At 53.8% G+C, this 25,425-nt stretch carries 26 protein-coding genes; 10 read left to right on the top strand and 16 right to left on the bottom strand.

The features are described from left to right. Positions 1 to 37: 37 nt before the first annotated feature. Positions 38 to 1,075 carry a lysophospholipase L2 gene (gene pldB / locus EDC54_RS12225; protein WP_132456562.1) on the bottom strand — a complete coding sequence of 346 codons (1,038 nt, stop codon included), beginning with the start codon at positions 1,073 to 1,075 and terminating at the stop codon, positions 38 to 40. 131 nt (positions 1,076 to 1,206) lie between these two features. On the opposite strand from pldB, the gene rhtB reads away from it, so the two are divergent. Further along, on the top strand, positions 1,207 to 1,827 hold the full coding sequence (gene rhtB, locus EDC54_RS12220) for a homoserine/homoserine lactone efflux protein (protein WP_132456560.1): 621 nt from the start codon (positions 1,207 to 1,209) through the stop codon (positions 1,825 to 1,827). 34 nt (positions 1,828 to 1,861) lie between these two features. Here rhtB and rhtC read toward each other — a convergent pair whose 3' ends face one another. The 3 genes from rhtC to pldA form a co-directional block, all read right to left on the bottom strand. Beyond that, on the bottom strand, positions 1,862 to 2,485 hold the full coding sequence (rhtC, locus tag EDC54_RS12215; protein ID WP_132456558.1) for a threonine export protein RhtC: 624 nt from the start codon (positions 2,483 to 2,485) through the stop codon (positions 1,862 to 1,864). A gap of 91 nt (positions 2,486 to 2,576) precedes the next feature. Further along, positions 2,577 to 4,403, bottom strand: a complete 1,827-nt coding sequence (gene recQ / locus EDC54_RS12210; protein ID WP_132456556.1) for an ATP-dependent DNA helicase RecQ — start codon at positions 4,401 to 4,403, stop codon at positions 2,577 to 2,579. 120 nt (positions 4,404 to 4,523) lie between these two features. Next, complete coding sequence (gene pldA / locus EDC54_RS12205; protein ID WP_132456554.1) at positions 4,524 to 5,390, bottom strand: phospholipase A; 867 nt, start codon at positions 5,388 to 5,390, stop codon at positions 4,524 to 4,526. 257 nt (positions 5,391 to 5,647) lie between these two features. Here pldA and EDC54_RS12200 point away from each other — a divergent pair, with 257 nt between their 5' ends. Beyond that, positions 5,648 to 6,118: a thioesterase family protein gene (locus EDC54_RS12200; RefSeq protein WP_165904307.1), complete on the top strand. Its 471-nt coding sequence runs from the start codon at positions 5,648 to 5,650 to the stop codon at positions 6,116 to 6,118. 82 nt (positions 6,119 to 6,200) lie between these two features. After that, positions 6,201 to 7,130 (top strand): EamA family transporter RarD, encoded by a 930-nt coding sequence (rarD, locus tag EDC54_RS12195; RefSeq protein WP_132456550.1) that lies wholly within the window; start codon positions 6,201 to 6,203, stop codon positions 7,128 to 7,130. Here the strand turns inward: rarD and EDC54_RS12190 are convergent. The 3 genes from EDC54_RS12190 to ysgD all read right to left on the bottom strand — a co-directional run bounded on the left by EDC54_RS12190 (position 7,096) and on the right by ysgD (position 9,500). Then, entirely contained in the window at positions 7,096 to 8,154 is a 1,059-nt protein-coding gene (locus EDC54_RS12190) for an AbrB family transcriptional regulator (protein WP_132456548.1), read from the bottom strand. The genes rarD and EDC54_RS12190 overlap by 35 nt on opposite strands. A 171-nt stretch (positions 8,155 to 8,325) precedes the next feature. Continuing rightward, positions 8,326 to 9,276 carry a magnesium/cobalt transporter CorA gene (corA, locus tag EDC54_RS12185; protein ID WP_132456546.1) on the bottom strand — a complete coding sequence of 317 codons (951 nt, stop codon included), beginning with the start codon at positions 9,274 to 9,276 and terminating at the stop codon, positions 8,326 to 8,328. Between the two features lie 167 nt (positions 9,277 to 9,443). Further along, complete coding sequence (gene ysgD / locus EDC54_RS18260; protein ID WP_380895501.1) at positions 9,444 to 9,500, bottom strand: YsgD/CorL family protein; 57 nt, start codon at positions 9,498 to 9,500, stop codon at positions 9,444 to 9,446. Positions 9,501 to 10,015: 515 nt separating this feature from the next. Here ysgD and EDC54_RS12180 point away from each other — a divergent pair. The 3 genes from EDC54_RS12180 to EDC54_RS12170 are packed head-to-tail and all read left to right on the top strand — an operon-like array spanning position 10,016 to position 11,571. Further along, on the top strand, positions 10,016 to 10,495 hold the full coding sequence (locus EDC54_RS12180; protein ID WP_132456544.1) for an Hcp family type VI secretion system effector: 480 nt from the start codon (positions 10,016 to 10,018) through the stop codon (positions 10,493 to 10,495). Positions 10,496 to 10,520: 25 nt separating this feature from the next. Beyond that, a complete protein-coding gene (locus EDC54_RS12175; RefSeq protein WP_230514511.1) occupies positions 10,521 to 11,234 on the top strand; it encodes a hypothetical protein in 714 nt (237 codons plus the stop codon). A gap of 40 nt (positions 11,235 to 11,274) precedes the next feature. After that, positions 11,275 to 11,571: a DUF2645 family protein gene (locus EDC54_RS12170; protein ID WP_132456540.1), complete on the top strand. Its 297-nt coding sequence runs from the start codon at positions 11,275 to 11,277 to the stop codon at positions 11,569 to 11,571. 319 nt (positions 11,572 to 11,890) lie between these two features. Here the strand turns inward: EDC54_RS12170 and EDC54_RS12165 are convergent, their stop codons facing one another. The 7 genes from EDC54_RS12165 to lptM all read right to left on the bottom strand — a co-directional run bounded on the left by EDC54_RS12165 (position 11,891) and on the right by lptM (position 18,098). After that, entirely contained in the window at positions 11,891 to 12,340 is a 450-nt protein-coding gene (locus EDC54_RS12165) for a cyclase family protein (protein WP_230514510.1), read from the bottom strand. A gap of 102 nt (positions 12,341 to 12,442) precedes the next feature. Then, on the bottom strand, positions 12,443 to 14,605 hold the full coding sequence (uvrD, locus tag EDC54_RS12160; protein WP_132456538.1) for a DNA helicase II: 2,163 nt from the start codon (positions 14,603 to 14,605) through the stop codon (positions 12,443 to 12,445). An 81-nt stretch (positions 14,606 to 14,686) separates the two neighbouring features. Beyond that, on the bottom strand, positions 14,687 to 15,403 hold the full coding sequence (gene yigB / locus EDC54_RS12155) for a 5-amino-6-(5-phospho-D-ribitylamino)uracil phosphatase YigB (RefSeq protein WP_132456536.1): 717 nt from the start codon (positions 15,401 to 15,403) through the stop codon (positions 14,687 to 14,689). Further along, positions 15,403 to 16,332 carry a tyrosine recombinase XerC gene (gene xerC / locus EDC54_RS12150; protein ID WP_132456534.1) on the bottom strand — a complete coding sequence of 310 codons (930 nt, stop codon included), beginning with the start codon at positions 16,330 to 16,332 and terminating at the stop codon, positions 15,403 to 15,405. The genes yigB and xerC overlap by 1 nt, the downstream gene beginning before the upstream one ends. Further along, a complete protein-coding gene (locus tag EDC54_RS12145) occupies positions 16,329 to 17,033 on the bottom strand; it encodes a DUF484 domain-containing protein (RefSeq protein WP_132456532.1) in 705 nt (234 codons plus the stop codon). The genes xerC and EDC54_RS12145 overlap by 4 nt, the downstream gene beginning before the upstream one ends. Beyond that, on the bottom strand, positions 17,030 to 17,854 hold the full coding sequence (gene dapF / locus EDC54_RS12140) for a diaminopimelate epimerase (protein ID WP_132456530.1): 825 nt from the start codon (positions 17,852 to 17,854) through the stop codon (positions 17,030 to 17,032). Before dapF ends, EDC54_RS12145 begins: the two co-directional genes overlap by 4 nt. 76 nt (positions 17,855 to 17,930) lie before the next feature. Further along, a complete protein-coding gene (lptM, locus tag EDC54_RS12135; protein ID WP_380895498.1) occupies positions 17,931 to 18,098 on the bottom strand; it encodes an LPS translocon maturation chaperone LptM in 168 nt (55 codons plus the stop codon). 77 nt (positions 18,099 to 18,175) lie between these two features. On the opposite strand from lptM, the gene cyaY reads away from it, so the two are divergent. Beyond that, positions 18,176 to 18,496 (top strand): iron donor protein CyaY, encoded by a 321-nt coding sequence (cyaY, locus tag EDC54_RS12130; protein WP_132456526.1) that lies wholly within the window; start codon positions 18,176 to 18,178, stop codon positions 18,494 to 18,496. Here the strand turns inward: cyaY and EDC54_RS12125 are convergent. After that, a complete protein-coding gene (locus tag EDC54_RS12125) occupies positions 18,493 to 19,680 on the bottom strand; it encodes an MFS transporter (RefSeq protein WP_132456524.1) in 1,188 nt (395 codons plus the stop codon). The two genes, cyaY and EDC54_RS12125, sit on opposite strands and share 4 nt — an antisense overlap. 44 nt (positions 19,681 to 19,724) lie before the next feature. Beyond that, complete coding sequence (locus EDC54_RS12120; protein ID WP_132456522.1) at positions 19,725 to 22,283, bottom strand: class I adenylate cyclase; 2,559 nt, start codon at positions 22,281 to 22,283, stop codon at positions 19,725 to 19,727. 310 nt (positions 22,284 to 22,593) lie between these two features. Here EDC54_RS12120 and hemC point away from each other — a divergent pair, with 310 nt between their 5' ends. From hemC to hemX, 3 genes are read left to right on the top strand one after another with little or no spacing between them, the layout of a single operon-like run. Next, on the top strand, positions 22,594 to 23,535 hold the full coding sequence (gene hemC / locus EDC54_RS12115; protein ID WP_132456520.1) for a hydroxymethylbilane synthase: 942 nt from the start codon (positions 22,594 to 22,596) through the stop codon (positions 23,533 to 23,535). Then, complete coding sequence (hemD, locus tag EDC54_RS12110) at positions 23,532 to 24,272, top strand: uroporphyrinogen-III synthase (RefSeq protein WP_132456518.1); 741 nt, start codon at positions 23,532 to 23,534, stop codon at positions 24,270 to 24,272. The genes hemC and hemD overlap by 4 nt, the downstream gene beginning before the upstream one ends. Positions 24,273 to 24,295: 23 nt before the next feature. Next, positions 24,296 to 25,423, top strand: coding sequence for a uroporphyrinogen-III C-methyltransferase (hemX, locus tag EDC54_RS12105; protein WP_132456516.1), 1,128 nt, complete (start codon positions 24,296 to 24,298; stop codon positions 25,421 to 25,423). The last annotated feature ends 2 nt before the right edge of the window (positions 25,424 to 25,425 follow it).

The following is a 25,425-nucleotide window of genomic DNA, read 5'->3' as shown; positions in this document are numbered from 1 at the left end:
CTCACTTCTGGTGTTGTGGCGGCACTCGCCGCAAGAATTAATGATGGCGCGCAAAGTGCGCCAGAATCAGCGCCAACGCCTGAACGCGCAGGTTATCCGTTTCGAACAGAATTTCATGCCGCGCCCCTTTGATCACCTGCAAGACGTCCTGTGAATCGGGATATCCGCGCTGCGCCAACGCCTGACAAAACGCATCCTGACTGCGGTTATCCACCACACGATCGTCTTCCGCCTGAAGCAACAGCAGCGGCGTAGTAAAAGACTCGGCCTGTGTCAGCAATTGCTTCCCTACCAGCATAGCCTCTCTTACCCAATGGTAAGTGGGGCCGCCTACACGCAAATCCGGCGAGTCCGCATAAAAGCGGACGCTGCGCTGGTAACGTTCGCGACTGTGCGTCAGCACATTCATACGGTAAGGCAGAGGACGCCACTGCCCGGTACCGATGGCGTAATAATCACGCATCGCCGGGTGTCGCTCCGCCCAGTTGACAATCCACCCGGCCACACAATGAGGAAGCGGCAACCGGATGCCAAACATCGGCGCGCACAACGCCGCAGCGTCAAACATCCCAGGTCGGCGGATCAGCAATTGTGTTAACACCGCGCCCCCCATTGAATGGGCCAGCGCAAACCGTCGGATATAACGTTGTGGGTCGATATGGTGCCGACAGAGCGTTTCGGCATCATCAACATAATCGCTGAAGCGCAGCACGTGTCCGCGATGGTGATCCTGCAACAACCGTCCTGATCGCCCTTGCCCTCGGTGGTCCATGATGAGCACATCATAACCGCCGTGAAAGAGGTCGTAAGCGACCTCACTGTATTTGACATAACTTTCGATACGGCCGGGGAAGACAACGACGAGGTTGTCGTGCTGAGGCGCCGTGAAGCGCACAAACCGGATCGGCACATCATCAACGCCGAAGAATTCGCCCTCTTCGCGCTGACGCCAGAAATCCAGTAATTCTCCGGTAGCAAAAGCGGCGAACTGCGCTTCTCGCGTTAACAGGTTCGAGATTAACCCTTCAGACGTTATCCCTTCAGACGTAAACAACGTATTGCGGCGTTGAACCATCAAACCTCTCCGGTGACGCAGAAAAACTAAAGCTAGCGGAAGAACATGACAAGCGGTAGAGCACCAGCGTATTGTGACATAAAAAACAGACAGACTCTCGTAATACAAAACGCGATTCAGGGGCATGCTTTATGACATTGGACTGGTGGTTAACTTATCTACTCACAACGCTGATTCTCAGCCTGGCACCCGGCCCGGGCGCCATCAACACCATGAGCACCGGCATCAGCCACGGCTATCGCGGCGCGGCGGCCTCGATCTGTGGTTTGCAAGTTGGGCTGGCGATTCATATCGTGTTGGTCGGTATGGGATTGGGCGCGCTGCTTAACCAGTCGGTGCTGGCTTTCGATCTGCTGAAATGGCTGGGCGCGGCTTACCTGATCTGGCTGGGGATCCAGCAATGGCGTGCCGCCGGCTCGCTCAACCTTCAGGCGCTCGCCAGCGCCATGCCGCGTCGCAAACTGTTTAAACGCGCGGTGCTGGTGAACCTGACCAACCCGAAAAGCATCGTGTTTCTCGCCGCGCTGTTCCCGCAGTTCATTATTCCCCATCAGCCGCAGGCCGCGCAGTATCTGATATTGGGTATCACCACCGTTGTCGTCGATATCATCGTGATGATTGGCTACGCCACGCTGGCGACACGCATCGCCGGCTGGTTGCAAGGGCCACGACAAATGAAGCTGCTCAACCGGATATTTGGCTCGCTGTTTGTGCTGGTCGGCGCGTTACTTGCCACGGCGAAAAAAACCTGATTGAGACAGCGTGCCGGTTTCGCAACGGGAACCGCTAGCGAGAGAAAATCAGGTGCAGGCCGAAGCCGGTAAACAGCACGCCTGCCGCGCCATCCACCCATTTCGCCAGCCGCTGATAGCCGCGACGCATGGCAGGCAGCGCAAACACCAGCGCAACCAGACTAAACCACAGCAGCGTTTCTATCGCAATTAACGCAAACAGTCCCCAGCGTGCGCCGCCGCCCACGCCATCACCGACAAACAGGGAAAACACGCTGCCGAAATAGACCAGCGCCTTGGGGTTTGCCAGATTGGTCAGCAACCCGCGCATAAACGTTTTGCCGCGCCGCGGCAAAACCGCGGCAACCTCCTGCGTGGTCTCCAACTGCGCCTTGCTGCGCGCCGAACGCAGCATCTGCCAGCCCATCCAGCACAGATACAATCCCCCGCCGACGGTAATCACCGTATGCAGCCAGGCCATTTTTTGCAACAACAGATGCAGCCCCAGCAACGCGATCGCCGCCCAGACCATAACCCCCAGAGAAATCCCCAGCACGCCCATCATCGCCTCCCGGCGGGAACGACTCGCCGCCGTTTGGGAAACGAAAAAGAAATCCGGCCCCGGGCTCATCAGCGCAATAAAATGCACCAGCGCCACCGTCAGGAACAGCATCATCATATTGGTTTTCCTGTTACGACATGAATAAAGCGTCAAATAAGCCCATCATGATATGAAAAAAAGATGACGCACATGGGCAAGGCCGCAGGGGTTACTCGTCATCATTATCGACATGATCGCGGATCATATTCATGAAAGGCGTACCGAAACGGTCGAGTTTGCGGTGTCCCACCCCGTTGATGTTCAACAGCTCGCCGGCGGTGATCGGCATCAGTTCCGCCATTTCCAGCAGCGTCGCGTCGCTGAACACCACGTAAGGGGGAATATTGTCTTCATCCGCTATAGATTTACGCAGCTTACGCAACTTGGCAAACAGCTTGCGATCGTAATTCCCGCCGTAGGATTTTTGACTGGCGCGCGGTTTCAGATTAATCACGCGCGGTACCGCCAGTTGCAGCGGCACGTCCCCCCGCAGTACCGGACGTGCGGACTCGGTAAGCTGTAGGGCGGTGTGCATCGCGATATTTTGGGTCAGCAGGCCCAGATGAATCAGCTGACGCAGCACGCTGACCCAATGCTCCTGCGATTTGTCCTTACCAATCCCATACACCGGCAGCTTGTCATGGCCGAAATCGCGAATACGCTGGTTATTCGCGCCGCGCAGCACCTCGACGATATAGCCCAAACCAAAACGCTGACCGACACGATACACACAGGAGAGCGCCTTTTGCGCGTCCACCAGCCCGTCATAGCGCTTTGGCGGATCGAGACAAATATCGCAGTTGCCGCAGGGTTGTTGGCGTCCTTCACCGAAATAGTTCAGCAGCACCAGACGGCGACAGGTCTGCGCTTCGGCAAACGCGCCCATCGCATTGAGTTTATGGCGCTCAATATCCAATTGCTGACCGGCGGGTTTCTCTTCCAGACAGCGGCGCAACCACGCCATATCCGCCGGATCGTAGAACAACGCGGCTTCCGCGGCGAGGCCGTCACGCCCGGCGCGCCCGGTCTCCTGATAGTAGGATTCGATATTACGCGGAATATCAAAGTGCACCACGAACCGCACATTCGGCTTGTTGATCCCCATACCGAACGCGACGGTCGCGACCACGACCTGAAGATCGTCACGCAGAAAGGCTTCCTGCACCTGCGCGCGCCGCTCATTATCCAGCCCGGCATGATACGCCCCTGCGCTCAGTCCGCGCGCCTGCAAACGCGCGCAAATGTCCTCTACGCGCGAGCGGCTATTGCAGTAAATGATGCCGCTTTTTCCCCGCTGTCCCTGCACGAACATCCAGAGCTGATCGAGCGGTTTGAACTTCTCCACCAGCGTATAGCGAATATTCGGGCGGTCAAAGCTGCTGATCTGAATCAGCGGCGAGCGCAGATCCAGCAGGCGAACGATATCGTTACGCGTGGTTTCGTCCGCGGTGGCCGTCAGTGCAATAAAAGGCAGATGAGGAAAACGCTGTTTAATCTGTCCCAGCGTGCGGTACTCAGGGCGGAAATCGTGCCCCCATTGGGAAATGCAGTGCGCTTCATCCACCGCGATCAGTGCGATCTGCCAGTGGGCGAGATGATCGAGGAAGCTGTCCGTCGTCAGGCGCTCCGGCGCAATATACAGCAGCTTGATTTGACCGGTGCGGCAGCCCGCCATCACCTCAAGCTGCTGTTCGCGCGTCTGCGTCGAGTTAAGGCAGGCGGCGGAGACGCCATAAGCCTGAAGCTGGTCAACCTGATCTTTCATCAGCGAAATCAGCGGAGACACAACCAGCGTCAGCCCGTCCATCACCAGTGCGGGGATTTGGTAGCACAGCGACTTGCCGCCGCCTGTCGGCATGATGACCAGACAATCCTGCCCGCTGAGCGTCGCGCTGATGATTTCCTGCTGACCCGGTCGGAATTGCTGGTAGCCGAACGTGTCCCGCAGAACCTGCGCCGCCAGCGCTTCCTTATTCAATACTTCCGCCGTAGACACGCCTTCCCCAATTCAATGAAATCAAACAGGCGCTATTTTCAGCGCCGTTGGGTAAAACTGCAATGGTTAGTTTGGTAAAACGACCATGGTTAAAACGACCATCGCGAAAACACGCACGCGTCAGAACATGTCATTCAGCGTTATCCCAACGCCGACGCGAGTCTGGCGGTGGTTATAGTCAATCAGCGATTCGCCGTAGCCGCTAAAGACCTTGGTGTAGAAACGGACATGGCGCGTCAACGGGTAGCTCCAGCCCAGTTCGCCGCCGCCGTAGCCGCTGTTCCAGTTATAGCGGCCTTCCGCGCTAAATACGCTGTCTCCCCACACATAGCCGACGCGCAAGCGGTAATGCCCCATGTATTTGGTGATATCCGGGTTATCGTCCTGACTGTCGGAGAAACGGATCCACGGTTTTACATCAACCTGCCAGTTGCCGTTCTGCGCCATCAGGCGGGCATACGCGCGGTTCCAACTGCGCGACGTCGGTTCGGAACGGCCATTCGACTGGTGATTAAAACCCACTTCCACATCCCGCAGCGTCCAGCCCGCGAAGGAGGTATTCGTTGCCCAGCCCAAAAAGACCTGTGGCTCATAGTCGGTTTCACGGAACGGAGAAGACTCGCTCTTATTCGACAACTGCCACCATGAGCGCTGCGTATAGGACGCGCCCAGCAACGAACTATCCCCCAGAATGCCGCGCCAGAGGGGGAACCCCAGACTCAGCTGGTAATGCACTTCATCTTTACGGGCGTTTTTGGCCCAGTCATCGCTTTGTATCGCGGTTTTATTGATGTTGCTGGTATAGGTGTACAGTAAATAATTGCTTTCATAAGGATAGAGAACAAACGGGGTATCATGCTCCTGTAACAGGCTGCCGATAATGCTGCCACGTACCGCCGGTTGATTTGGCGCAGGTGCGTTGATTGTTTCTTCAGCATGAGCCTGTGCCATCAGCAATGCTGTCAGTACGAGTACTTTTTTACGCATTCAGTTTCTCCGACATATTTTTCTCCGGCGTTCGTTGATCCCAATAAACAGTGATAACGCGTTCCCCACTCAAACCCGTCATTCTACACCGTTCAACAGCGTTTGAATTGTCACCACCCGTTTCTCAGTCTTTTCTGGAAAAAAAACAAAATAAGCGCACAGAATAAACATCTTAATAACCAAAATGCATCAAACAAACTACATTTAAGGCGTGTTTCTCATTCGGGTGGAAAACGACTATGGCTGACGACCCCTCCATGCAGGGAACGCGATTAACCAGAGATACCGTGCGCCAGCGTGTTGGTGAAATTTTCATTTACAACATGCCATTCAACATCGAGCTCGGCCTTGAGCTACGGCAGTTTGACGCCGATAAAGCCGTCCTGACGTTTGCCCGGCAAGATAAGCTTATCGGCAATGCGGCACAAAAGATTCTGCATGGCGGCGTGATTGCCGCCGGATTGGACGTCGCCGCCGGATTAGTTTGCGTCGGCAATGCGTTGCTGCGCCACGAATCGATAGAGATGCAGGAATTTCATCACCGGCTTGCGCGCATGGGCACCATTGATATGCGGGTCGATTATCTGCGCCCGGGCTATGGCGACCACTTCACGCTCACCAGTACGCTGCTACGCGGCGGCAACAAAATCGCCGTGGCCCGTGCCGAGCTGCATAACGAACGGGGATCGCATCTGGCCAGCGCCACCGCCACCTATATTGTCGGATAATGCTGTCACGAACACTTTATGTGAAAGCGACCGTTGTTTTGGGTAAACTTGGTGTTTTCCCGCCGTCTTTATCGAGTTATCCATGAACGCGCAACAACCCCGTGAGGGGATATTTTTCGCCCTCGGTGCGTATTTTATTTGGGGAATTGCTCCCGTTTACTTCAAGCTGCTTGAGCACGTTCCACCGGATGAAATACTGACGCACCGTATTATCTGGTCTTTTTTCTTTATGCTGATCCTGCTGACGCTCGGCCGGAAATGGCGTCAGGTGAGCTATGCCTGCCGCAACGTCAAGCATTTGTTGCTCTTGGCATTCACCGCGGTGCTGATCGGCGGAAACTGGCTGTTGTTCATCTGGGCGGTTAACAACCATCACATGCTGGAAGCCAGTCTGGGGTATTTTATCAACCCGCTGGTCAACGTCATGCTGGGCATGATCTTTCTGGGAGAACGCTTTCGCCGTTTGCAATGGCTGGCCGTGCTGCTCGCCGTGGCGGGCGTGCTGGTTCAGTTGTGGACATTCGGATCGCTGCCGGTTATCGCGCTGGGACTGGCATTCAGCTTTGCGCTGTACGGCCTGCTGCGTAAGAAGATTGGTATCGACGGGCAAACCGGCATGCTGATCGAAACGCTGTGGCTGCTGCCCGTCGCCGTCGTTTATCTGTTTTTTATCGCCGATACGCCAACCAGTCATCTGACCACCAATCCCTGGTCGCTGAATCTGCTGCTGATCTCGGCGGGTATCGTCACCACGGTGCCGCTGCTGTTTTTCACCGCGGCGGCGATGCGCCTTCGTCTATCGACGCTTGGTTTCTTCCAGTATCTCGGCCCCACAATCATGTTCCTGCTGGCAGTAGTCTTCTACGGCGAGACGTTTAGCAGCGACAAACTGGTGACGTTTGCCTTTATCTGGGGTGCGCTGGGGCTATTCATTCTGGATGCGCTTTACACGCAGCGCAAGCTGCGACGCACGCCGGTTACATCGCCTCATCCTCAACACGACGGGAAATAAAGCGAGAAAACATCGGGCTGAACAACAGCGTTGAAAACAGCCGCAGCGTCTGCATGGCAATCACAAACGCCATATCGACCCGACTGCCTGCGGCAATAATCGCAATCGAATCCAGCCCGCCGGGGCTGGTCGCCAGAAAGGCGGTCAGCATATCCACCGGCATCATTTTCGTCACCATCCACGCCATGCCGCCACACAGCAGCATCAACCCGACAATCGACGCCATCATGTGCGGCAATGTGCGTATCGCCAGCAAAAAGATCGGGCGGGTAAAGCAGAGTCCTACGCTCCAACCGATAAAGGCATAGGCCAGCGCCAGTAGCCACTCCGGGGTTTGCAGGTGCAGGGTGCCGCTGGCATGCAGCATTGAGCCGATCACCATCGGCCCCAGCAGCGCTCCGGAGGGGATCCGCAGGCGTCGCCCCAGCCACGCGCTGCCGAACGCCACGCCGAGCGTCGCCAGAAAACGCCAATCCAGCTCAGGGAACCAGACCAGCATGGCGCTGTTTTCCGCCGCCTCATCGCCCAGGCTCAGACGCGCCACAAACGCCGCCGACGCAGTGACCATCAGCACGCGTAGATATTGCATGAAAGCCACCAGCCGCACATCTGCGCCGAATTCCCCGGCCATCGCGACCATCGCGGACGCGCCGCCCGGTGATGCGCCCCAGGTTCCCGTGGTTCCGGGCAGTTCGCTAAATTTGACCAACAGCCAGCCAGATAGCCCGCTGGCGGCCAGCGTCGCCAGCAAAATAAAGAGCACCAGCGGCCATTCACTTAACAGCGGCTGCAAGATAGAAAATGACAGGCTTTGCGCCACCAGGCAGCCCAGAACGGCATTACTGCCTGCAAAGCAGACGGACGGGATGCGGATCGTCGCGCCATTTAAGCCCATGACGACGCCGACCATCATCGGCCCCAGCAATAACGCGGCGGGAATATGGTAAACCTGTAGCCCGAACCCCAGTATCAACGAGATCGATAACAGCGTTACCCATTGTGCCCACGGCGACATCCCTTTCATGCGCACGACCTGTTTCAAGAAGTGAAAAGCGGTTCACCATTCTAAACAGAATAGGTAGAGAATAAACAGGAATCGTCCGTTCAGACGCGCTTGAACGAAAAGGGATTTGAGTCAGGGGAAGACGCATAATGCGCCTGATGATCAACCACAATCAGGCGCAGCGGTAAAAACTTACAGCCAGTTTTTGCGTTTAAAATAGAGGTAAGGCGCCAGCCCGGCAAGGATCATCAGAATGATCGCCCCCGGATAGCCAAATGACCACTTCAGCTCCGGCATAAACTCAAAGTTCATACCATAGCTGGACGCCACCAGCGTCGGCGGCAGGAACACCACAGACACCACGGAGAAGATCTTGATAATCCGGCTCTGCTCGATGTTGATGAAGCCCATGGCCGCCTGCATCAGAAAGTTCACCTTCTGAAACAGCGATTCGTTGTGCGGCAGCAGAGACTCGATATCGCGCAGGATCTCGCGCGCCTGCTCCAACTGCCCGGACGGCAAGCGGGCCTTGCGCACCAGAAAATTCAGCGCGCGTTGGCTATCCATCAGGCACAGACGAACTTTCCAGCCGACGTCTTCCAACTCCGCCAGTGTGGACAGCGCATCGTCGTACTCTTCACCCTGACGCCCTTCCATAATGACGCGGCTCAACGACTCCAGATCGCTGTAGATGTTCTCGATTTCGTCCGCCAGTTGCTCGATTTTCGTCTCGAAAAGATCGAGCAGCAGTTCATACGCGTTGCCGTCTACCAGCGTTTGGTTGCGAGCGCGCATACGGTACAGACGGAATGCGGGCAGTTCACGCTCGCGCAGGGTGTACAAGCGGCCACCGCGAATGGTAAACGCCACGGTCGCGTTACCGGCGTGATCGTCAGCATCTTCGAAAAAGAAAAAGGAGTGGATGTGCAAGCCGTCTTCATCTTCGAAAAAACGCGCCGACGCTTCAATGTCTTCCAGTTCCGGGCGGGTGGCCAGGCTTTGCCCCAGCTCTGTGTGTACCCTTTCACGCTCACCGTCTTCCGGTTCGATCAAATCGACCCAGACAGAGTTGGTGAGATCATCGGAGTCATCCAATTCCAGACGAGATAAACGGCAATTATCCAGTTTAAATGCGCTCAGCATGGGCCATAGCTCCCCTTTCAGTAGCAGAGATGGACAACGCGATTGAAGCACAGAAACGAGAGGTGAGGTGTCACCAACAGGTTTCAGTCCGTTCGACGGATCTGACTCGTTGCGACAAAAACAGCATCGCTGACAACCACGAAGGCTATCAGCATCGGAAGATAGCCTTAGAAGTTGTACCTAATGAACAGGTTAGTGAGCCAGCATCGACTGGGGGTGTCCAAGGCGTCGGTCCTCCGAGAATAATGATGCGCGCATGTTACGCCGAGATGAAAAAGACTTCAACTTTAAAACCGCTGCTAAAACCGCGGTCGCCGACTGAAAAATTTTTCTGGTTTCATCCCTCATATATGGGTGATGTGGCAGTGGTGAATGGGATGGTAAATCCATGATAGTCAGACCAATCAGCGTTAAGGCGGGACTGCGAATAACATATTCAATCCTACCATTTATTGGTGCGCATACATGCTCATGAATTGAGCGAGGTGCTGTCATTAAACAACTATCAATATATTATACAAACATATTATTATCACAGTAATGAAATAAGCCTATTACTTGATGCCATACAGAGAAACCACGATGGCGTTTAAAAACAATAAGATATAGTTAATAGTGTGTTGTTGGACTAGTTTCGCACTGCGAATTCCCAATTAAAAAGTTAATTAACCTCTTTTATTTAAAATAAAAACAAGTTATAACATAATTATTAAATGATTTGATACAAAGGACTATAACGATGGCCAATTCTATTTTCATGAAAATAAATGGAGAAACACAAGGATCTATATCTGAAGGTTGTCTAAGTATTAACTCTTTAGGAAATAAGCATATATCAGGTCATGAGGATGAGATATTTATTTATGCTACAAACCACGACTTATCAAGAGATAGAAATGTAAATCATCATCCATTTTCAATAACAAAGGCTATTGACAAAGCAACACCTCTATTATTAACCAGCATAGCGAATAACGAACTTCTTGAATGTGAGAAAAATTATTACAGAACGTCCTCCAGTGGTTCGCAAGAAAATTACATGACAATCACTTTAAAAAAAGCATCTATTGTAAACATATCAAATCAAAACCCTAATTCATTGACGCATAATGATGTTCAACCATTTGAAACCATCGCCTTTCGTTACGAAAGTATAACCTGCCAGCATAATATAGCAGGTACATCAGGATATAGCATACTAACTGAATACATGTATTAATATATTAATGACAGGTTTCAATTTCATGAGAGACTACTGCGATTGCGAGCAATCATCTTCGAAAAATTATCCAAAATGGTCTTCAATTGATGTCCTTTGGTGGAAATCTTTTGGTGGCTCCGACTATTTAAATAAATATAAAGATGGATATATCCTGTTTCATAAAGAAAAGATAAAAGAAATAGCTAGCCAATACAAAATACCAGCCATTCTCCTGGCGTTAGTTGCCAGAACTGAAGCTGGTGGAATGCCGGATTACTTTAAATACAATGTGTTAATGGCAAGACAATTTGATTATCTCGGTAATGACTGGATGGACAACAACTTGACAATAACCTCTCGTCCCGAAAAAACTTCAATGGGCGTTATTGCCATGCAAATAAGAATAGTCGCAAAGATTTTTGGAAAAGACCCAAAAAACTTAAGTCACACAGAAATCATATATATATCAAATTGCTTACAAAAAGATAATTTCAATTTAACCATGGTTGCACAACACCTTTATGATTTAATCAAATATGATTATCCAAAAAACAATACTCTCTATCTAACCGATGAACAATTGATTGTGGTAGGTTCTCGCTACAACAGAGGGACTCAACGCAATTTTTCTGATTTCATTAGTTCAATCAACGCAAAAGAGGGTACACTAGAGAGAGAATGGACATCATATGGCAGATCGATGCTAAAATATAAAGAAAGAGTAATGAGGCTGCTTTATGGTAACGTAGCTAAATAAAAACCATCATAAATTATGATAATAATAGGAACTGTTATAGATGTTAAAAATAAAAAAAATCGTCCCTTCTTTTTTATTCTATAGTTATGCAATCATTTGTGTTTTTTTAATACATACATTCTCAACAATAGAATATGAATGGATGCTCGATGATATGACAATCAAAAGCCTTTGCGATGTTCCGAAAGGAGATGGGGATAGGTTTTTCTTCTTCATTATTTTCCTTTTATTTATTCCATTTTTTTTCGTAAAAAAGAATAAAATAAGAACAATAACATTGTTTGTCATAGCTTTATATTATGCATGGCGATTTTTAATACGTTTCCATACTTGTTAATAAACCTGTCATCTAAAAAAAGAATAAATTCACCCTCGGACTATTTAATAGTGTATGTAAGTTCATAAACCTGCCGGAATTATAGAAAAACAGATCACATTGCCGTGTGAGATAAAAAGATTTAGGGCGTATCTACATCAGGGATAAATAGATTTTCTATAATGGTGTTGCCACACCAAAAACATTCACTATTTTATTTAAGAAGAATTTTCATATTAACGTACCCAAGCAAGATTATTATAGCATTAACAACTCTAGTCACTTATTGTTAACTCATTAATTGGATAAAAAATCAAAATAAAACACCCAATGAATGATATCAAATTACAAATTTGGATCGTGATGTGAAAACCTTCTGGTTATTTAAAATTAACACTAAAAAAACCTGATCAAAGCAGCCTGAAGGGATCTCCCCGTGTTCGCGCTCAAATGCGAGAATGTCGTCAACCGACAGACGATAATCGGGATCGCGCGCAACGGCATCCTGCTTGTGGATCACCACCAGAGGCAGCAACAACTCTTTATTATCAATACGGTCCAGATAGCGCTTCCCCGCGACAAAATGCCCCGGCGCATCAATATGCGTCCCCGTCTGCGTCGCAAACGTTACGGCCTGCGCAAAAAAGCCATGCTCTTCGACGTTGAATAAAGTCTTGCGCTGCAACACGCCTTCAAACGCACTAAAAATAGGGATCGATTCCGTCACCGTGTGCGTGAGGTCGACCCATGTTTTCTTCTGTAACTCGGCAATAATTTGGTCTAGCGTCATGGGCATGATCCTTTTTATTGTAATACCACAAGCATTGTCGAAAATGACAATAAGGACCAATACAAGGTGTTTATAAGATATATGCCAGTGAAAGCATGACGATCACACCGTTTCCAATTTGGCATAGGCGGCGACCAGCCATTTAATGCCCTGACCTTGAAACGCGACCTGAAGGCGGGCGTGATCGCCGCTGCCTTCCAGATTCACGATGGTGCCTTCGCCGAATTTTGCGTGGCGAACCCGCTGTCCCAATTTGTAGCCGCTGTCGTTTTGCGCGATCGGCGTGCCGAGGCGTTGATGGCTTACCGGACGCGAAACGCTGGCGCGAAGTCGCACTTCTTCGACGCACTCTTCAGGCAGCTCGCCGACGAAGCGAGAAGGCCGATGATAGGCTTCTTTGCCATATAAACGCCGGGATTCCGCATACGTCAACGTCAGCTTTTCCATCGCGCGCGTGACGCCGACATACGCCAGACGCCGCTCTTCTTCCAGACGCCCGCCTTCATCCAGCGACATCTGGCTGGGGAACATCCCTTCTTCCATACCGACAATAAACACCTGCGGGAACTCCAGCCCTTTCGCCGAGTGCAGCGTCATCAGTTGGACGGCATCCTGATTGGCATCCGCCTGACCTTCCCCCGCTTCCAGCGCAGCATGCGACAGAAAAGCCTGAAGCGGCATCAGATCCAGATCTTCCTCCTGATAGCTGAACTGGCGCGTCGCCGTCACCAATTCCTCCAGGTTCTCTATACGCGCCTGCCCTTTCTCGCCTTTTTCCTGCTCGTACATGCTCCACAAGCCAGAATCTTTAATCACCCGGTCCGTTTGCACATGCAGCGGCAGCTCGGCGGTTTCATAGGACAGCGCGTCGATCAGTTCGATAAAGCGTTGCAGCGCCGCCGCCGCACGCCCCGCCAACGCTTTCTCCTGCAACAACGTCCGCGTAGATTGCCACAGCGTCAGTTGACGATCGCGCGCGGTCTGACGCACGACGTCCAGCGTGCGATCGCCAATGCCGCGCGTCGGCGTATTCACCACGCGTTCAAACGCCGCATCGTCGTTACGGTTGGCGATCAGACGCAGATAAGAGAGCGCGTCTTTAATTTCCTGCCGCTCAAAAAAGCGCATTCCGCCGTAGATACGATACGGCATCCTCTGCTGCAACAGCGCTTCTTCCAGTACGCGCGACTGGGCGTTGCTCCGGTAAAGAATGGCGCTATCGCTCAGCGCGCCGCCATTTTCCTGCCAGGTTTTAATGCGGTTAACGACATATCGCGCCTCATCCAGTTCGTTGAACGCGCAGTAGAGCGAAATCGGTTCCCCTTCGACACCGTCCGTCCACAGGTTCTTGCCAAGCCGCCCGCCGTTGTGGGCAATCAGCGCATTCGCCGCTTTCAGGATATTGCTGGTCGAGCGGTAGTTCTGCTCCAGACGGATCGTTTCTGCGCCGGCGAAATCTTTCAGGAACAGTTGGATATTCTCGACTTGCGCGCCGCGCCAGCCGTAAATCGACTGATCGTCATCCCCGACGATCATCACTTTGGCGCTGTCGCCCGCCAGCATACGGATCCAGGCGTATTGAATGCGGTTGGTATCCTGAAATTCATCCACCAGAATATTGGTGAAACGTTCACGATAGTGGTTCAGCATATGCGGCTTGTTCAACCACAGTTCATGCGCGCGCAACAGCAGCTCGGCGAAATCCACCAGCCCGGCACGATCGCACGCCTCCTGATAGGCCTGATACACCCGCTGCCACGTTTGTTCGATAGGGTTGCCATAGCTTTCAATGTGCTGCGGGCGCAGCCCCTCATCTTTCTTCCCGTTGATGAACCACATCGCCTGACGCGGCGGCCACTGCTTCTCATCCAGATTCAGCGCGCGAATCAGACGCTTCAACAACCGCAGTTGATCTTCGCTGTCCAGAATCTGGAAATCCTGCGGCAAATTGGCATCCATATGGTGCGCGCGCAGCAGGCGATGCGCCAACCCATGAAAGGTGCCGATCCACATACCGCCCTGACTGGTGCCGATCAGATGGTCGATACGATGACGCATCTCCGCCGCCGCCTTGTTGGTAAACGTCACCGCCATGATGGAGTACGGCGAACAGTGTTCGACGGACAATAGCCAGGCAATGCGATGCACCAACACCCGCGTCTTACCGCTGCCTGCCCCCGCCAGCACCAATAAATTGCTGCGCGGCGCGGCTACCGCGTCACGCTGTTTGTCGTTGAGGCCATCGAGCAGATCAGAAACGTCCATAGGTACGGGTTATCCGGTGACGGGAAACGCCCTGCAAACAAGCGCGTTTCCACTGGTGATTTATACAGACTCATGCCTTGATTATAACAATGCCGACAGCGATGCCAACCGCGAAATTTCAATATGCGGCAGCAGCCGGGCGTCGCCAATCTGCATCAGGCTGCCTTCACGCAGGTTAATCCAGCAGGCCTGCATCCCACAGCGGATCGACCCGGCGACATCGGTCGTGAGATCGTCGCCCACATGCAGGATCTCAGATACGGGCAGGTTGAGCTTTTCCGCAGCCAGCCGGTACATATCGTCAAACGGTTTGGCGCGACCATGCGGGCCTGCGCGCAGGATAAAGGAAAAATAGCAATCAAGGCCAAAGCGGTACGGTTCGGCATTACCGTTGGTAATTGCCGCCAGCGGTACTTTCTCGGCTAAAGCTGCCAACGTCTGGTGCGTTTCTTCCGTAATCGTAATCTGGCTACGCCAGTGGGCAAAATTTTCCATTGCCGCTTTTGCCCCCGCCTTCGCCTCGCCAGCGCTCAGTCCACGTTCTAGCATTGCCAGTTCAGCCGCACGGCGGCGCCATTCGGTGACATCGTGATAAATATCCGGTTCACGCTCAAGCAACGTCTGGCGTAAATGCTGAAAGTCATCCGCCTGAAAGTCACGGAGCGCCGGATGGTATTGTTGCAGGAAGCGGATTGACTCCTGCCCGGTGCGCCGAATGACGTCCGCGTTATCATACAGCGTGTCATCCAGATCGAACGTAATGGCGCGGATCGGGCCAAGCGATCGGTAAAAATGCATCAGGGTTTCCCTCGTTTGGCGCGTGGGTGCGCCGCATCGTATACGGAGGCTAAATGCTGAAAATCAAGATGGGTGTAAATTTGCGTGGTGGACAAGTTCGCGTGGCCAAGCAGTTCCTGCACCGCCCGTAAATCCCCGCTGGATTCCAGCATGTGCGTCGCAAAGGAATGGCGTAGCTTATGCGGATGAACATGGCTATTGACGCCCTGCTTAATACCCCATTCGGCAAAACGCTTCTGCACGTTACGCATTGAAATGCGTCGCCCCTGATTCGAGATAAACACGGCATCATCCTGCGGTCCAAACAGTTCACGCAGCGCCAGCCAGCGTTCCAGCCAGGCAACGGCTGTTTTCCCTATCGGTAATTTGCGCTCTTTACTGCCTTTCCCCATCACCCGGACGTCACCACTTGCCAGATCGATATGCTGACAGTCCATGCCAACCAGCTCCGCCAGACGCAGCCCCGCGCCGTACATCACTTCCAGCATCGTGCGGTCACGCACGGCAAGCGGATCGTCCAGATCGATCGCCAGCAGGCGGTTCATCTCATCCACATCCATATTTTTGGGTAACGGACGCCCGGCTCGCGGCGTAGAGATCCCTTTCGCCGGATTCGCGCTCAGCGCGCCGCGTGACACCATCCAGTCGAGAAAACTGCGTAATGCCGACAGTCGCAGCGCCAGGCTCCCGGAGTGCAGCCCATTGCGCTTACTGCGCGACACGACGGCGCGCACGCCAGTCGCGTCCAGCTTGCGCCAGTCAACCACACCCGTAGCGCAAAGTATCGTGATAACCGCGGACAATTGGCGTAGATAGCTGGTCTGCGTCAGCGGACTCAGCTGGCGCTCAACGTTCAGATAACGCAGAAAAGCATCCACATCGGCCTGCAAGGGGGAAGCGGCCGCCGGTGATGCAGGTTGCAGGCTCATACCCGCTCAACCCAGCGCGCCAGCATGGCTGGCAGCATCATCGCCATGTGCTGGAGCAGTACGGTTCCCATACCGTCCTGATAATGGTGGCTGTCACGGCTGCTGAAGATCAGCACGCCCAGATCGTAATGATTGCCCATCAGCGACAGGGCGACCGAACCGATCTGCCGCGCTTCCGGCAGCAGCAACAACAGTTCCGGCCCGTTGAGGCTGCCAAGATAATGATTTTTCTGACCGAAACGCTGAATTCGCAGCGGCTCAAACGCGGAGCGATTCAAACCAAGGTGGGTAAAATCAGAAGGCGCGCCGATGCGCCATTTATCGCTGAACAAACGTACCGTCGCCCCCGCCAGCCCCAGCTGACGCGCCCAGCGCTGCAACCGTCCCAGCATGTCCGTCAGGCTATCCGCCGCCGCCAATTCGGTTTGCAAGCCAAGCAAACGCTTGAACAACACCTCATTCGCGCCGGCCTGCTCCATCAGCAACGTGATTTCTTCCTCAAGCTGCGCGATGTGATGACGCTGACGCGCCAGTTGCCACTCTACCAGCGACACCGTTCCTCTGACCGGATGAGGAATGCGCATCTGTTCGACAGGGCGCGCATTGCGGATAAAAAAATCGGGATTCTGTTGCAGAAAGCGCAAAACCAGTTCGTCACTGAGTCTTACTGCGTGTTCCGTTTGCCCCTCGGTATGCTTCATAAATGAATAAACCCATCGTAGACATGCGTTGCAGGCCCGGTCATGAATAGCGGATGTCCCGGCCCATCCCACTGAATATCCAACTCGCCGCCCGGCAGCGATACGCGAACCTGCGTGGATAATAATCCCTGCTGGATACCCACCGCCACGGCGGCGCAGGCGCCGCTACCACACGCCTTCGTTTCTCCCGCTCCGCGCTCGTACACTCGCAACCGGATGGTCTGCGGGGTCACGACCTGCATAAAGCCGATATTCGCCCGCTCAGGGAAACGTTCATGGCTTTCCAGCAGCGGCCCCAGTGTTTCCACTGGCGCCGTGTCCACATCCTCAACCTGAAGCACGCAGTGCGGGTTGCCCATCGACACCACGCCGCAAAGCACCGTGTGTGCATCGGCACGCATGATGTAGGTTTTCTCCGCCTTGACCGCGCGAAAAGGCACCTGCTGCGGTTCAAAATTCGGTTCACCCATGTTGACGCGCACCATGTCATCATCCGTCACCGTGAGCACCATCCGGCCGGTCTGCGTACTCACGGCGATATCACGCTTATTGGTCAGCCCTTTCAGACGGACAAAACGGGCGAAACAGCGTGCGCCGTTGCCGCACTGCGCCACTTCGCTGCCGTCCGAATTAAAAATTCGATAGTGAAAATCCAGCTCAGGATCGTAGGGCGGCTCGACCACAAGCAGTTGATCGAACCCGACACCACAGTGCCGATCCGATAAGCGGCGGATCAGTTCGGGTGAAAAATAAACGTTTTGCGTAACGGCATCAACGACCATGAAATCGTTGCCTAACCCGTGCATCTTAGCGAACTGCATTATCCTGACTCCCCCGCGTATTTAACCGGGCGCGATAAACATCTCAGTGACCTGTTGTTATTATTGTCGTCACGCATCAAGGGCGCATCGACGGTTTCTTTTGCGGCGGCTGATTCCCATTTTGCTGCGTCGTCGACGCGCCAGGTTTGCCATCGTCAGGCATATAAAGTGGACCTTTCAGACCGCATCCGAATAGACTCAATACTAATAACACCAGAAAAAACTGGCGAAAGACGTTTTTCATCACGTGAAGACCTGTCATTCATACTTGTATGCTCTCTATAATCGCAGGTGGATCATGAAAATCAATAGGAATCGAAAATGAACGATAGCGAGTTTCACCAATTAGCCGATGAGCTTATGCTTCAGTTGGAACAAACGTTGGATCGGTTTGAGGGTGATGCCGACATCGATTACGAAACCAACGGCGGCGTCATGACGCTCAGTTTTGAAAACGGCAGCAAAATCGTGATTAACAGACAGGAGCCGCTGCACCAGATCTGGCTGGCGACCAAAGCGGGCGGCTACCATTTCAATTTTCAGGCGGGACGCTGGGTTTGCGATCGCAGCGGCGATGACTTTATCGCGTTGCTGTCATCAGCCTGCTCAGCTCAGGCCGGAGAAACCGTTCAGTTCGGCTAGGCGCGCCGTACATCAGCGCGCGCCAGCACTATCAGCGCCAGAACCAGCACGAGCAACATGCCGATACCGACGACATTCACCAGCGGCCAGCCGCTGGTCAGCGCCATCATGCTACCGGCGGACAGCGAGGCCAGCGCGTTAGGCACATAAACCACCAGCGAATTAATGCCCTGCAAACGGGATTTATGCACGGAATGAGTGAAGGCGTTCAGCATAAATGTCCCGCCGTTGAACATAAATGCCCACCCCACGCCGAACAGCACCAGCGCAAAGAGGAAGTGCCAGAACGTCAAACCGCTTAGCGCCACCGCGATACCGGCTAAATTACAACCGATTCCGATAGTCACAACCTGAAGCGGCGTCAGCCGTTTCGCCAGCACGACCAACAGCAGCGCAGGCACATACATGGCGACAAAATGCCATTGCAACACCGTCGCGCTATAGCTGACGGAAAAGTGGTGCTGATGCATCGCCAGCGGCGCTGAGTTCATTAATAGCGTCATCACCACAAATCCGACGGAACAACTCGCCGTTCCTAACACAAATGCCCGGCTTTTCAGGATTGACGCCAGCGGCTCGTGGTGCTGAGCACCTGCCGGGGCTACGTTCATCTGGGGCAATTTAAGACCGGCCAGCAGCAGTGCCGTCATCACGCAAATGCACGCCGCGGCGATAAAACTACCGAAGAAAGGATACGACGCCCAAAGCTGAGCAGATTGGCTCGCCGCGAACGGACCGAGGAAGCCCCCCAGAATACCCCCGCCGATCACCCATGAGATGGCACGGTTTTTCTGCTGATTATCGGTAAAAATCTCAGCCGCGGCGAAGCGATAATACTGATTGAAAGCGCAGGACATCCCCAGAATAAACGTCGCAAACACAAAGAGGGAAAAGCTGTTCAGCGCAATCGCCAGCGCCGCTAACAGCGCCCCGACGAACCCGATCATCGCGCCGATGATGAACGCATTGCGCCGGCCATATTTCGTCATCAGAGACGAAACGGAATAGACCATCAGCGCCGCGCCGCACACCGTCGCGGTAATCGGTAGCGTCGTCAACAGAGGAATGGGCGTCATCAACACCCCGACCAGCGTGGAACACAGCGTCATCAGAGAAATAATGCTGCCCGTCAGCCCCTGCCCAAGCGCCAGCAGCAGTAAATTTCGGCGTTGCAACGAATCCATAGAAGTGGCCTTTTACGTACGTTATTTTCTGAATACGTCAGGGATCAGGAAGAAATTTGCAGACGTTGCTTCACCGCCATGGCCTCATCGTCCACGACCGGCGTAATGCACAGATGGGAAAGCGCGCTGCTGCGGAACGGAATCACCTGAGTACGGCCCTCCAACTGCACGATTTGGTAGAACTGCGGCAGGTTGAAATTGACAAAGCTGGAGCCGTAGGTAAAACGGTCATGCGAAGACGAATAGAAACGGCTGACATCACGCACCAACTCCTCTTTACTGCCTTCACAGTGGTGATAAACCTCAACGCGATTCGACTCATCCAGAATATAGATATTAAAACCCTGATTTTCAGTCAGATCTTCAAAGAAAAACTGGATAATCCCCTCACTGGCGACGCCATCGACCACCGGGGGTAAATGCACATGGTTGGTTTCAACCTGAACCGGCTGGCCTTGCAGCTTGTTATTGGAAATTGCGCCATAAAACTCGACCGCATTCTCCAGCTTCTGCACTGACACGCTCAGGCGTTCAAAGAACAGTCCCCAGGTTTGCCCCGCGACTTTCACCGCTTTGAAACGACCCGGCTCCAGACGCGTACTGGTCAGACGCAGTTCAATGCATTCGGAAACCAACTGCTGCACGCGAGTCCGAATCAGCCCGCGCAGGTGCTGACTGTAACAGAACACCTCAAGCGAATCCGGCAACGCGGCGTCCTGATGCATTTTTCCCAGAATGGTTTTCAGCGCATCCAACACCGCCTGTTCGCCGCTGAAGTGCAAGGTGCGCACTTCGTTCCACGAGTTGCGATACAGCAAGTCGATACTGCCGACCAGACACTGCGGCTGCTGACCAAAACTGAACACATCCAGATGGCGGAAATCGAAATGTACCACCTGATTACGGAAGGAGGCGGTAGGATCGTGTTCCAGATTGACGATAATCGCCAGATGGCGAATTTCGCACGGGCTGTACAGCGCTTTCGGCGTCGGCGCTGGCAGGCGCAGCGGGAAATGGCTGGATACGTCATCCACCAGCGCTTGCAGGCGCGTGATATCGCACAGCTCGTTACCCTTGATATACAGGCGCGTGCGCGGCGTCAGCAGGCCGTTAAAATACGCCCAGGCCACCAGTTTGTTGAGATAGCGGTTATATTCCAGCGGCTGATGGCTGATGATCGCATCCATCGATGGTGCCTGATTGTACAAATACCAGCCGGAACGATTCGCGCGGCCCGAAGGAACATAAATGAAGGTTAAATTCGGCTCCGACAAATCAGGCGAGATCTGCGGGTTCAGTAACGTCACTTTCCCCGGCAGCGCTTCAAACGCGGCATACAGCTTACGCGTCAACACGCCGATATCCTGCGGGCTGGCGCTGACGCTCAGGTTATTACGGCGGGCGAAACGGATCAGGTTGCGATAAGTCTGCATCATCGCATCCAGCAGCTCATTATGCGCCTCGCGTACCCGTTCTATTTTCCAGTTGGCGCGATTATCCAGCATGGCCAGATGTTCTTGACTCCAGCCCCACGTCTGCACCAGTTGGCTCAAAATCTGGCGACGCCAGCCGACACAAGCCTTTTCTCTGGAGAGTTTTTCACACACTTTTAAATAGAAACATCGACGCGCCAGATCGAGACGCGTTGAATCGCCGATTGCGGTCAGGTAGTGCGTCACCCGCTCCAGCATCATGCAATAAGGATCCAGGCCAAAAGAGACGATTTCGCCATCATGCAGGCGCTTTTTGATTTCAGTGGAAAGCAGGCTGGTTTCCGGATACTCCCAGGAATACGCTTCCAGCAGCAGCGTTTTCAGCACGGCCTTATAAGGGGAGTCGATACTTTTGTACAACTGCCACAGACTCGCGCCGAAATACTCTTCCGCCGACAGCGTGCTAAGGCCACCTAAGTCCAGCCACTCATTGGGGGCAAGCGCGCCCTGTGAGTACAGCGACAGCACGTATTCATCGTAGTGGGATTCTTCTTCGACCGGCACCATATTCCACAGGATGCGTTTACCGGCCATGCGCACGGCGGTGCGGTAAAATTCGTCGAGTAACAGGATATGTTGCGTGGTGCCGCAATCCTCACCACTCAGGCTGCCACTCTCATTGTGGCGGAAACGGTTTTCATCCATCAGGAAGAAACTGACCTCAGCGCCTTGCGCCGCCGCCCACTGCTCAAGCAGCGTACATTTCTTCTGTAAAAGCTGGCGTTCTTCACTGTCCAGCCAGGATTGGTGGCACACCCAGATATCAAGATCGGAAGTACAGCTTTGCCCGATAGAGGAGGTGCTGCCCATTGAATAGACGCCGGTAATCGGCAATTCACCCTGCGGGTGGGAACGATCGAACATCCCCCAGCGCAATTCAATACCATCAAGGTATTGCTGCTGTTTTTCATCAGGCGTGTAGGTGCAAATGCCGTGTGGCACCTTGCCTTCAAGGTAGCCGGGCATCAGCGGGTGATGATGATGTAATAAAATGGGCAGAAGACTGTAAACCTGCTGATAAGCGGGCTTCATTGCTCCCAGAGCACGATCAACACGCAGTTGGTTGATCGCATCCAGTCTTTGCTTCAAAGTCTCGATGTAGAAGTACAAGACAGTTTCGCCTGATTTATCCCAGTGCCTATAAAAAAACCCGTGTTCCCCATTCGCCGATGAATAAGTTAGAAGAATGTTTAGCGAATAATTGCTGGAAACGTGATCAATCTAACACCTTGCTGATTGGGCGTAAAGAAAGTAAAGAAAGTACGCCTTGCTAACCCTGCGACGTCAGCCCCCCTGACTTTTCCCCACGCGTGACCTGCAACATGCAAACGTCTTTCGACGCGCGTCGCCCATGCCCACAACCTGACACCAACGCACGACAATGATACGATGGTGGAAAATGATAAAAACGGTATCAAGCATGTTAGCCAATATTATTAGAATTGCCACCCGACAAAGCCCTCTGGCCCTATGGCAAGCACAATATGTTAAGCAGCGCCTGAACCAGCTCTACCCGGATTTACAAGTAGAACTGGTGCCCATGGTCACCCGTGGCGACATCATTCTGGATACGCCGCTGGCGAAGGTCGGCGGTAAGGGATTGTTTGTCAAAGAGCTGGAGTTAGCGCTGCTTGAAGGACGGGCGGATATTGCCGTCCACTCCATGAAAGATGTACCGGTCGAATTCCCGGAGGGCCTCGGCCTGACCATCATTTGCGAGCGCGACGACCCGCGTGATGCTTTTGTTTCCAACCGCTATGACAGCCTCGATAACCTGCCGGAAGGCAGTTGCGTCGGCACCTCCAGCCTGCGTCGTCAATGCCAGCTGCGCGCGCGACGCCCCGATCTGGTGATCCGCGATTTGCGCGGCAATGTCGGCACGCGTTTGGCAAAACTGGACAACGGCGAGTATGACGCCATCATTCTTGCGGTCGCAGGCCTGAAACGCCTTGGTCTGGAAGAACGCATCCGCTGCGCGCTCAGCCCGGAGGAGTCTCTGCCCGCAGTCGGACAAGGCGCTATCGGTATCGAGTGCCGTCTGGATGACGATCGTATTCGTCAGATTCTCGCCCCGCTCAACCACACCGCGACCGCTGCACGCGTGCAGGCCGAACGCGCGATGAACCTGCGGCTGGAAGGCGGTTGTCAGGTGCCCATTGGCAGCTACGCCGAACTGCAAGGCGACACGCTGTGGCTACGCGCGCTGGTTGGCGCGCCGGATGGCAGCCGAATGATCGTCGGCGAACGTAAAGGAAACACATCAGACGCCGAACACATCGGCATTGCGCTGGCTGAAGAGCTGTTGGCAAAAGGGGCCGACGCTATCCTTCAGGCTGTTTATCACGGTGAAAGCCCATCATGACGATTCTGGTTACCCGTCCGTCACCCGCTGGCGAACAGCTGGTGACCCGTTTAAGAAAGCTGGGCTATAACGCCTGGCACAGTCCGCTGATCGAGTTTTCGCCGGGACGGGATCTCGCCGGCCTGCCCGCACAATTACAGGCGCTGCGCGCCGACGATTTCGTCTTCGCCCTGTCGCAGCATGCCGTTCGCTACGCCGATCCGGTGTTGGCGCGCTCAGGAACATGCTGGCCGCCGCACCTCACGTATTACGCCATTGGCCGCACCACCGCACTGGCATTGCATCAAGCCAGCGCCCGCCATGTGACGTATCCGCCCGCCCGCGAAACCAGTGAAACGCTCCTGCAACTGCCGGGCCTGCAAAATGTTTCCGGCAAACGCGCCCTGCTATTGCGCGGCAACGGCGGAAGAGAACTGCTCGGGAAGACGCTGACAGAACGCGGCGCACAGGTCACCTACTGTGAGTGCTATCAACGCAGGGAGGTTCACTATGACGGTCTGGAGCAGAGCCGGCATTGGCAGCAGGTTGGCATCGACAAACTGGTGATTACCAGCGGAGAAATGCTACAACGGATCTATACTTTAGTACCTGATTACTATCGAGCCTCCTGGTTGCTCAGTTGTCAGGTCATCGTCGTGAGTGAACGACTGGCAGAGCAGGCCCGTCAGCTCGGCTGGCGCGATATCCGGGTCGCCGATAACGCCGATAACGATGCGCTCGTGCGCGCACTACAATAAACCTGATCATGGGATGTACCATTATGACGGAACACAATACCCCCCCAGCTCCATCCGACGACGAGGTTGCTGAACGGGTTGAACCCGCGCATCAGCAGCAGGATCCCGCACCGCAACCCAAGCGTAGCGGTGCGATATTGGGCACCATCGCCATCGTGATTGCGCTGGCACTCGGTGCGGGATTGTACTACCACGGGCACCAGCAGGCGCAGCAGGAAACTCACGCCATCCAGCGGCTGGAATCACAGTTGACCGCTTTGCAACAGCAGCATCAACAGGAACAACAGCAGTGGCAGGAAGCGCAACAGCAACAAAGTAAAGCGCAGGACATGGCCGCGCAGCGTCTTGAGGCGCTAACGCGTCAGTCAGACGAACTGCGAGACAGGCTGGCGGCGCTTTCCAGCCATGACACCAATACCTGGCAGATCGCTCAGGCGGATTTTTTAGTGAAGCTGGCGGGACGTAAGCTGTGGAGTGACAAAGACGTCACCACCGCAGGCGCACTGCTGAAAAGCGCGGATGCCAGTCTGGCGGAAATGCGCGATCCCAGCCTGATAGAGATTCGCCGCGCGTTAACCCATGATATTTCAGCGCTGTCTGGCGTCAGCCAGATCGATTTCGACGGCATCATCCTGAAAGTAAACCAGCTCACCGACCAGTTGGACAACCTGCAACTCGCGGATAACAATGCCGATGACGCGCCGATGGATACCAACAGCACGGAACTGTCCGCCTCGTTAAACGAATGGCGGCAAAACCTGAGCAAGAGCTGGCACAATTTCATGGCCGATTTCATTACTATTCGCCGCCGCGATAGCGCGGCTGAGCCGCTGCTGGCGCCGAATCAGGATGTGTATCTGCGTGAAAACATTCGCTCACGTCTGCTGGTCGCCGCACAGGCGATCCCCCGCCACCAGAACGAAGTCTACAAGCAGTCGCTGGAAACCGCAGCAACCTGGGTTCGCGCCTATTTCGATACCAGCGACCCCACGACGCAGGCCTTTTTGGATCAGCTTGATGCCTTGATCCAGCAGCCGGTTTCTCTGGATGTGCCAACTGAGCTGCAAAGCCAACCATTGTTGGAAAAGCTGATGCAAACACGAGTTCGTAACCTGCTGGCTCAAACGCCGGCTAGCCCGCAGGAGGACTGAAC

Origin of the sequence: Samsonia erythrinae (genome assembly GCF_004342665.1) — a bacterium.
GTDB lineage: Bacteria > Pseudomonadota > Gammaproteobacteria > Enterobacterales > Enterobacteriaceae > Samsonia > Samsonia erythrinae.
Note: the sequence above shows the minus strand (reverse complement) of the source record. Positions and strands in the feature narration are given on the sequence as shown.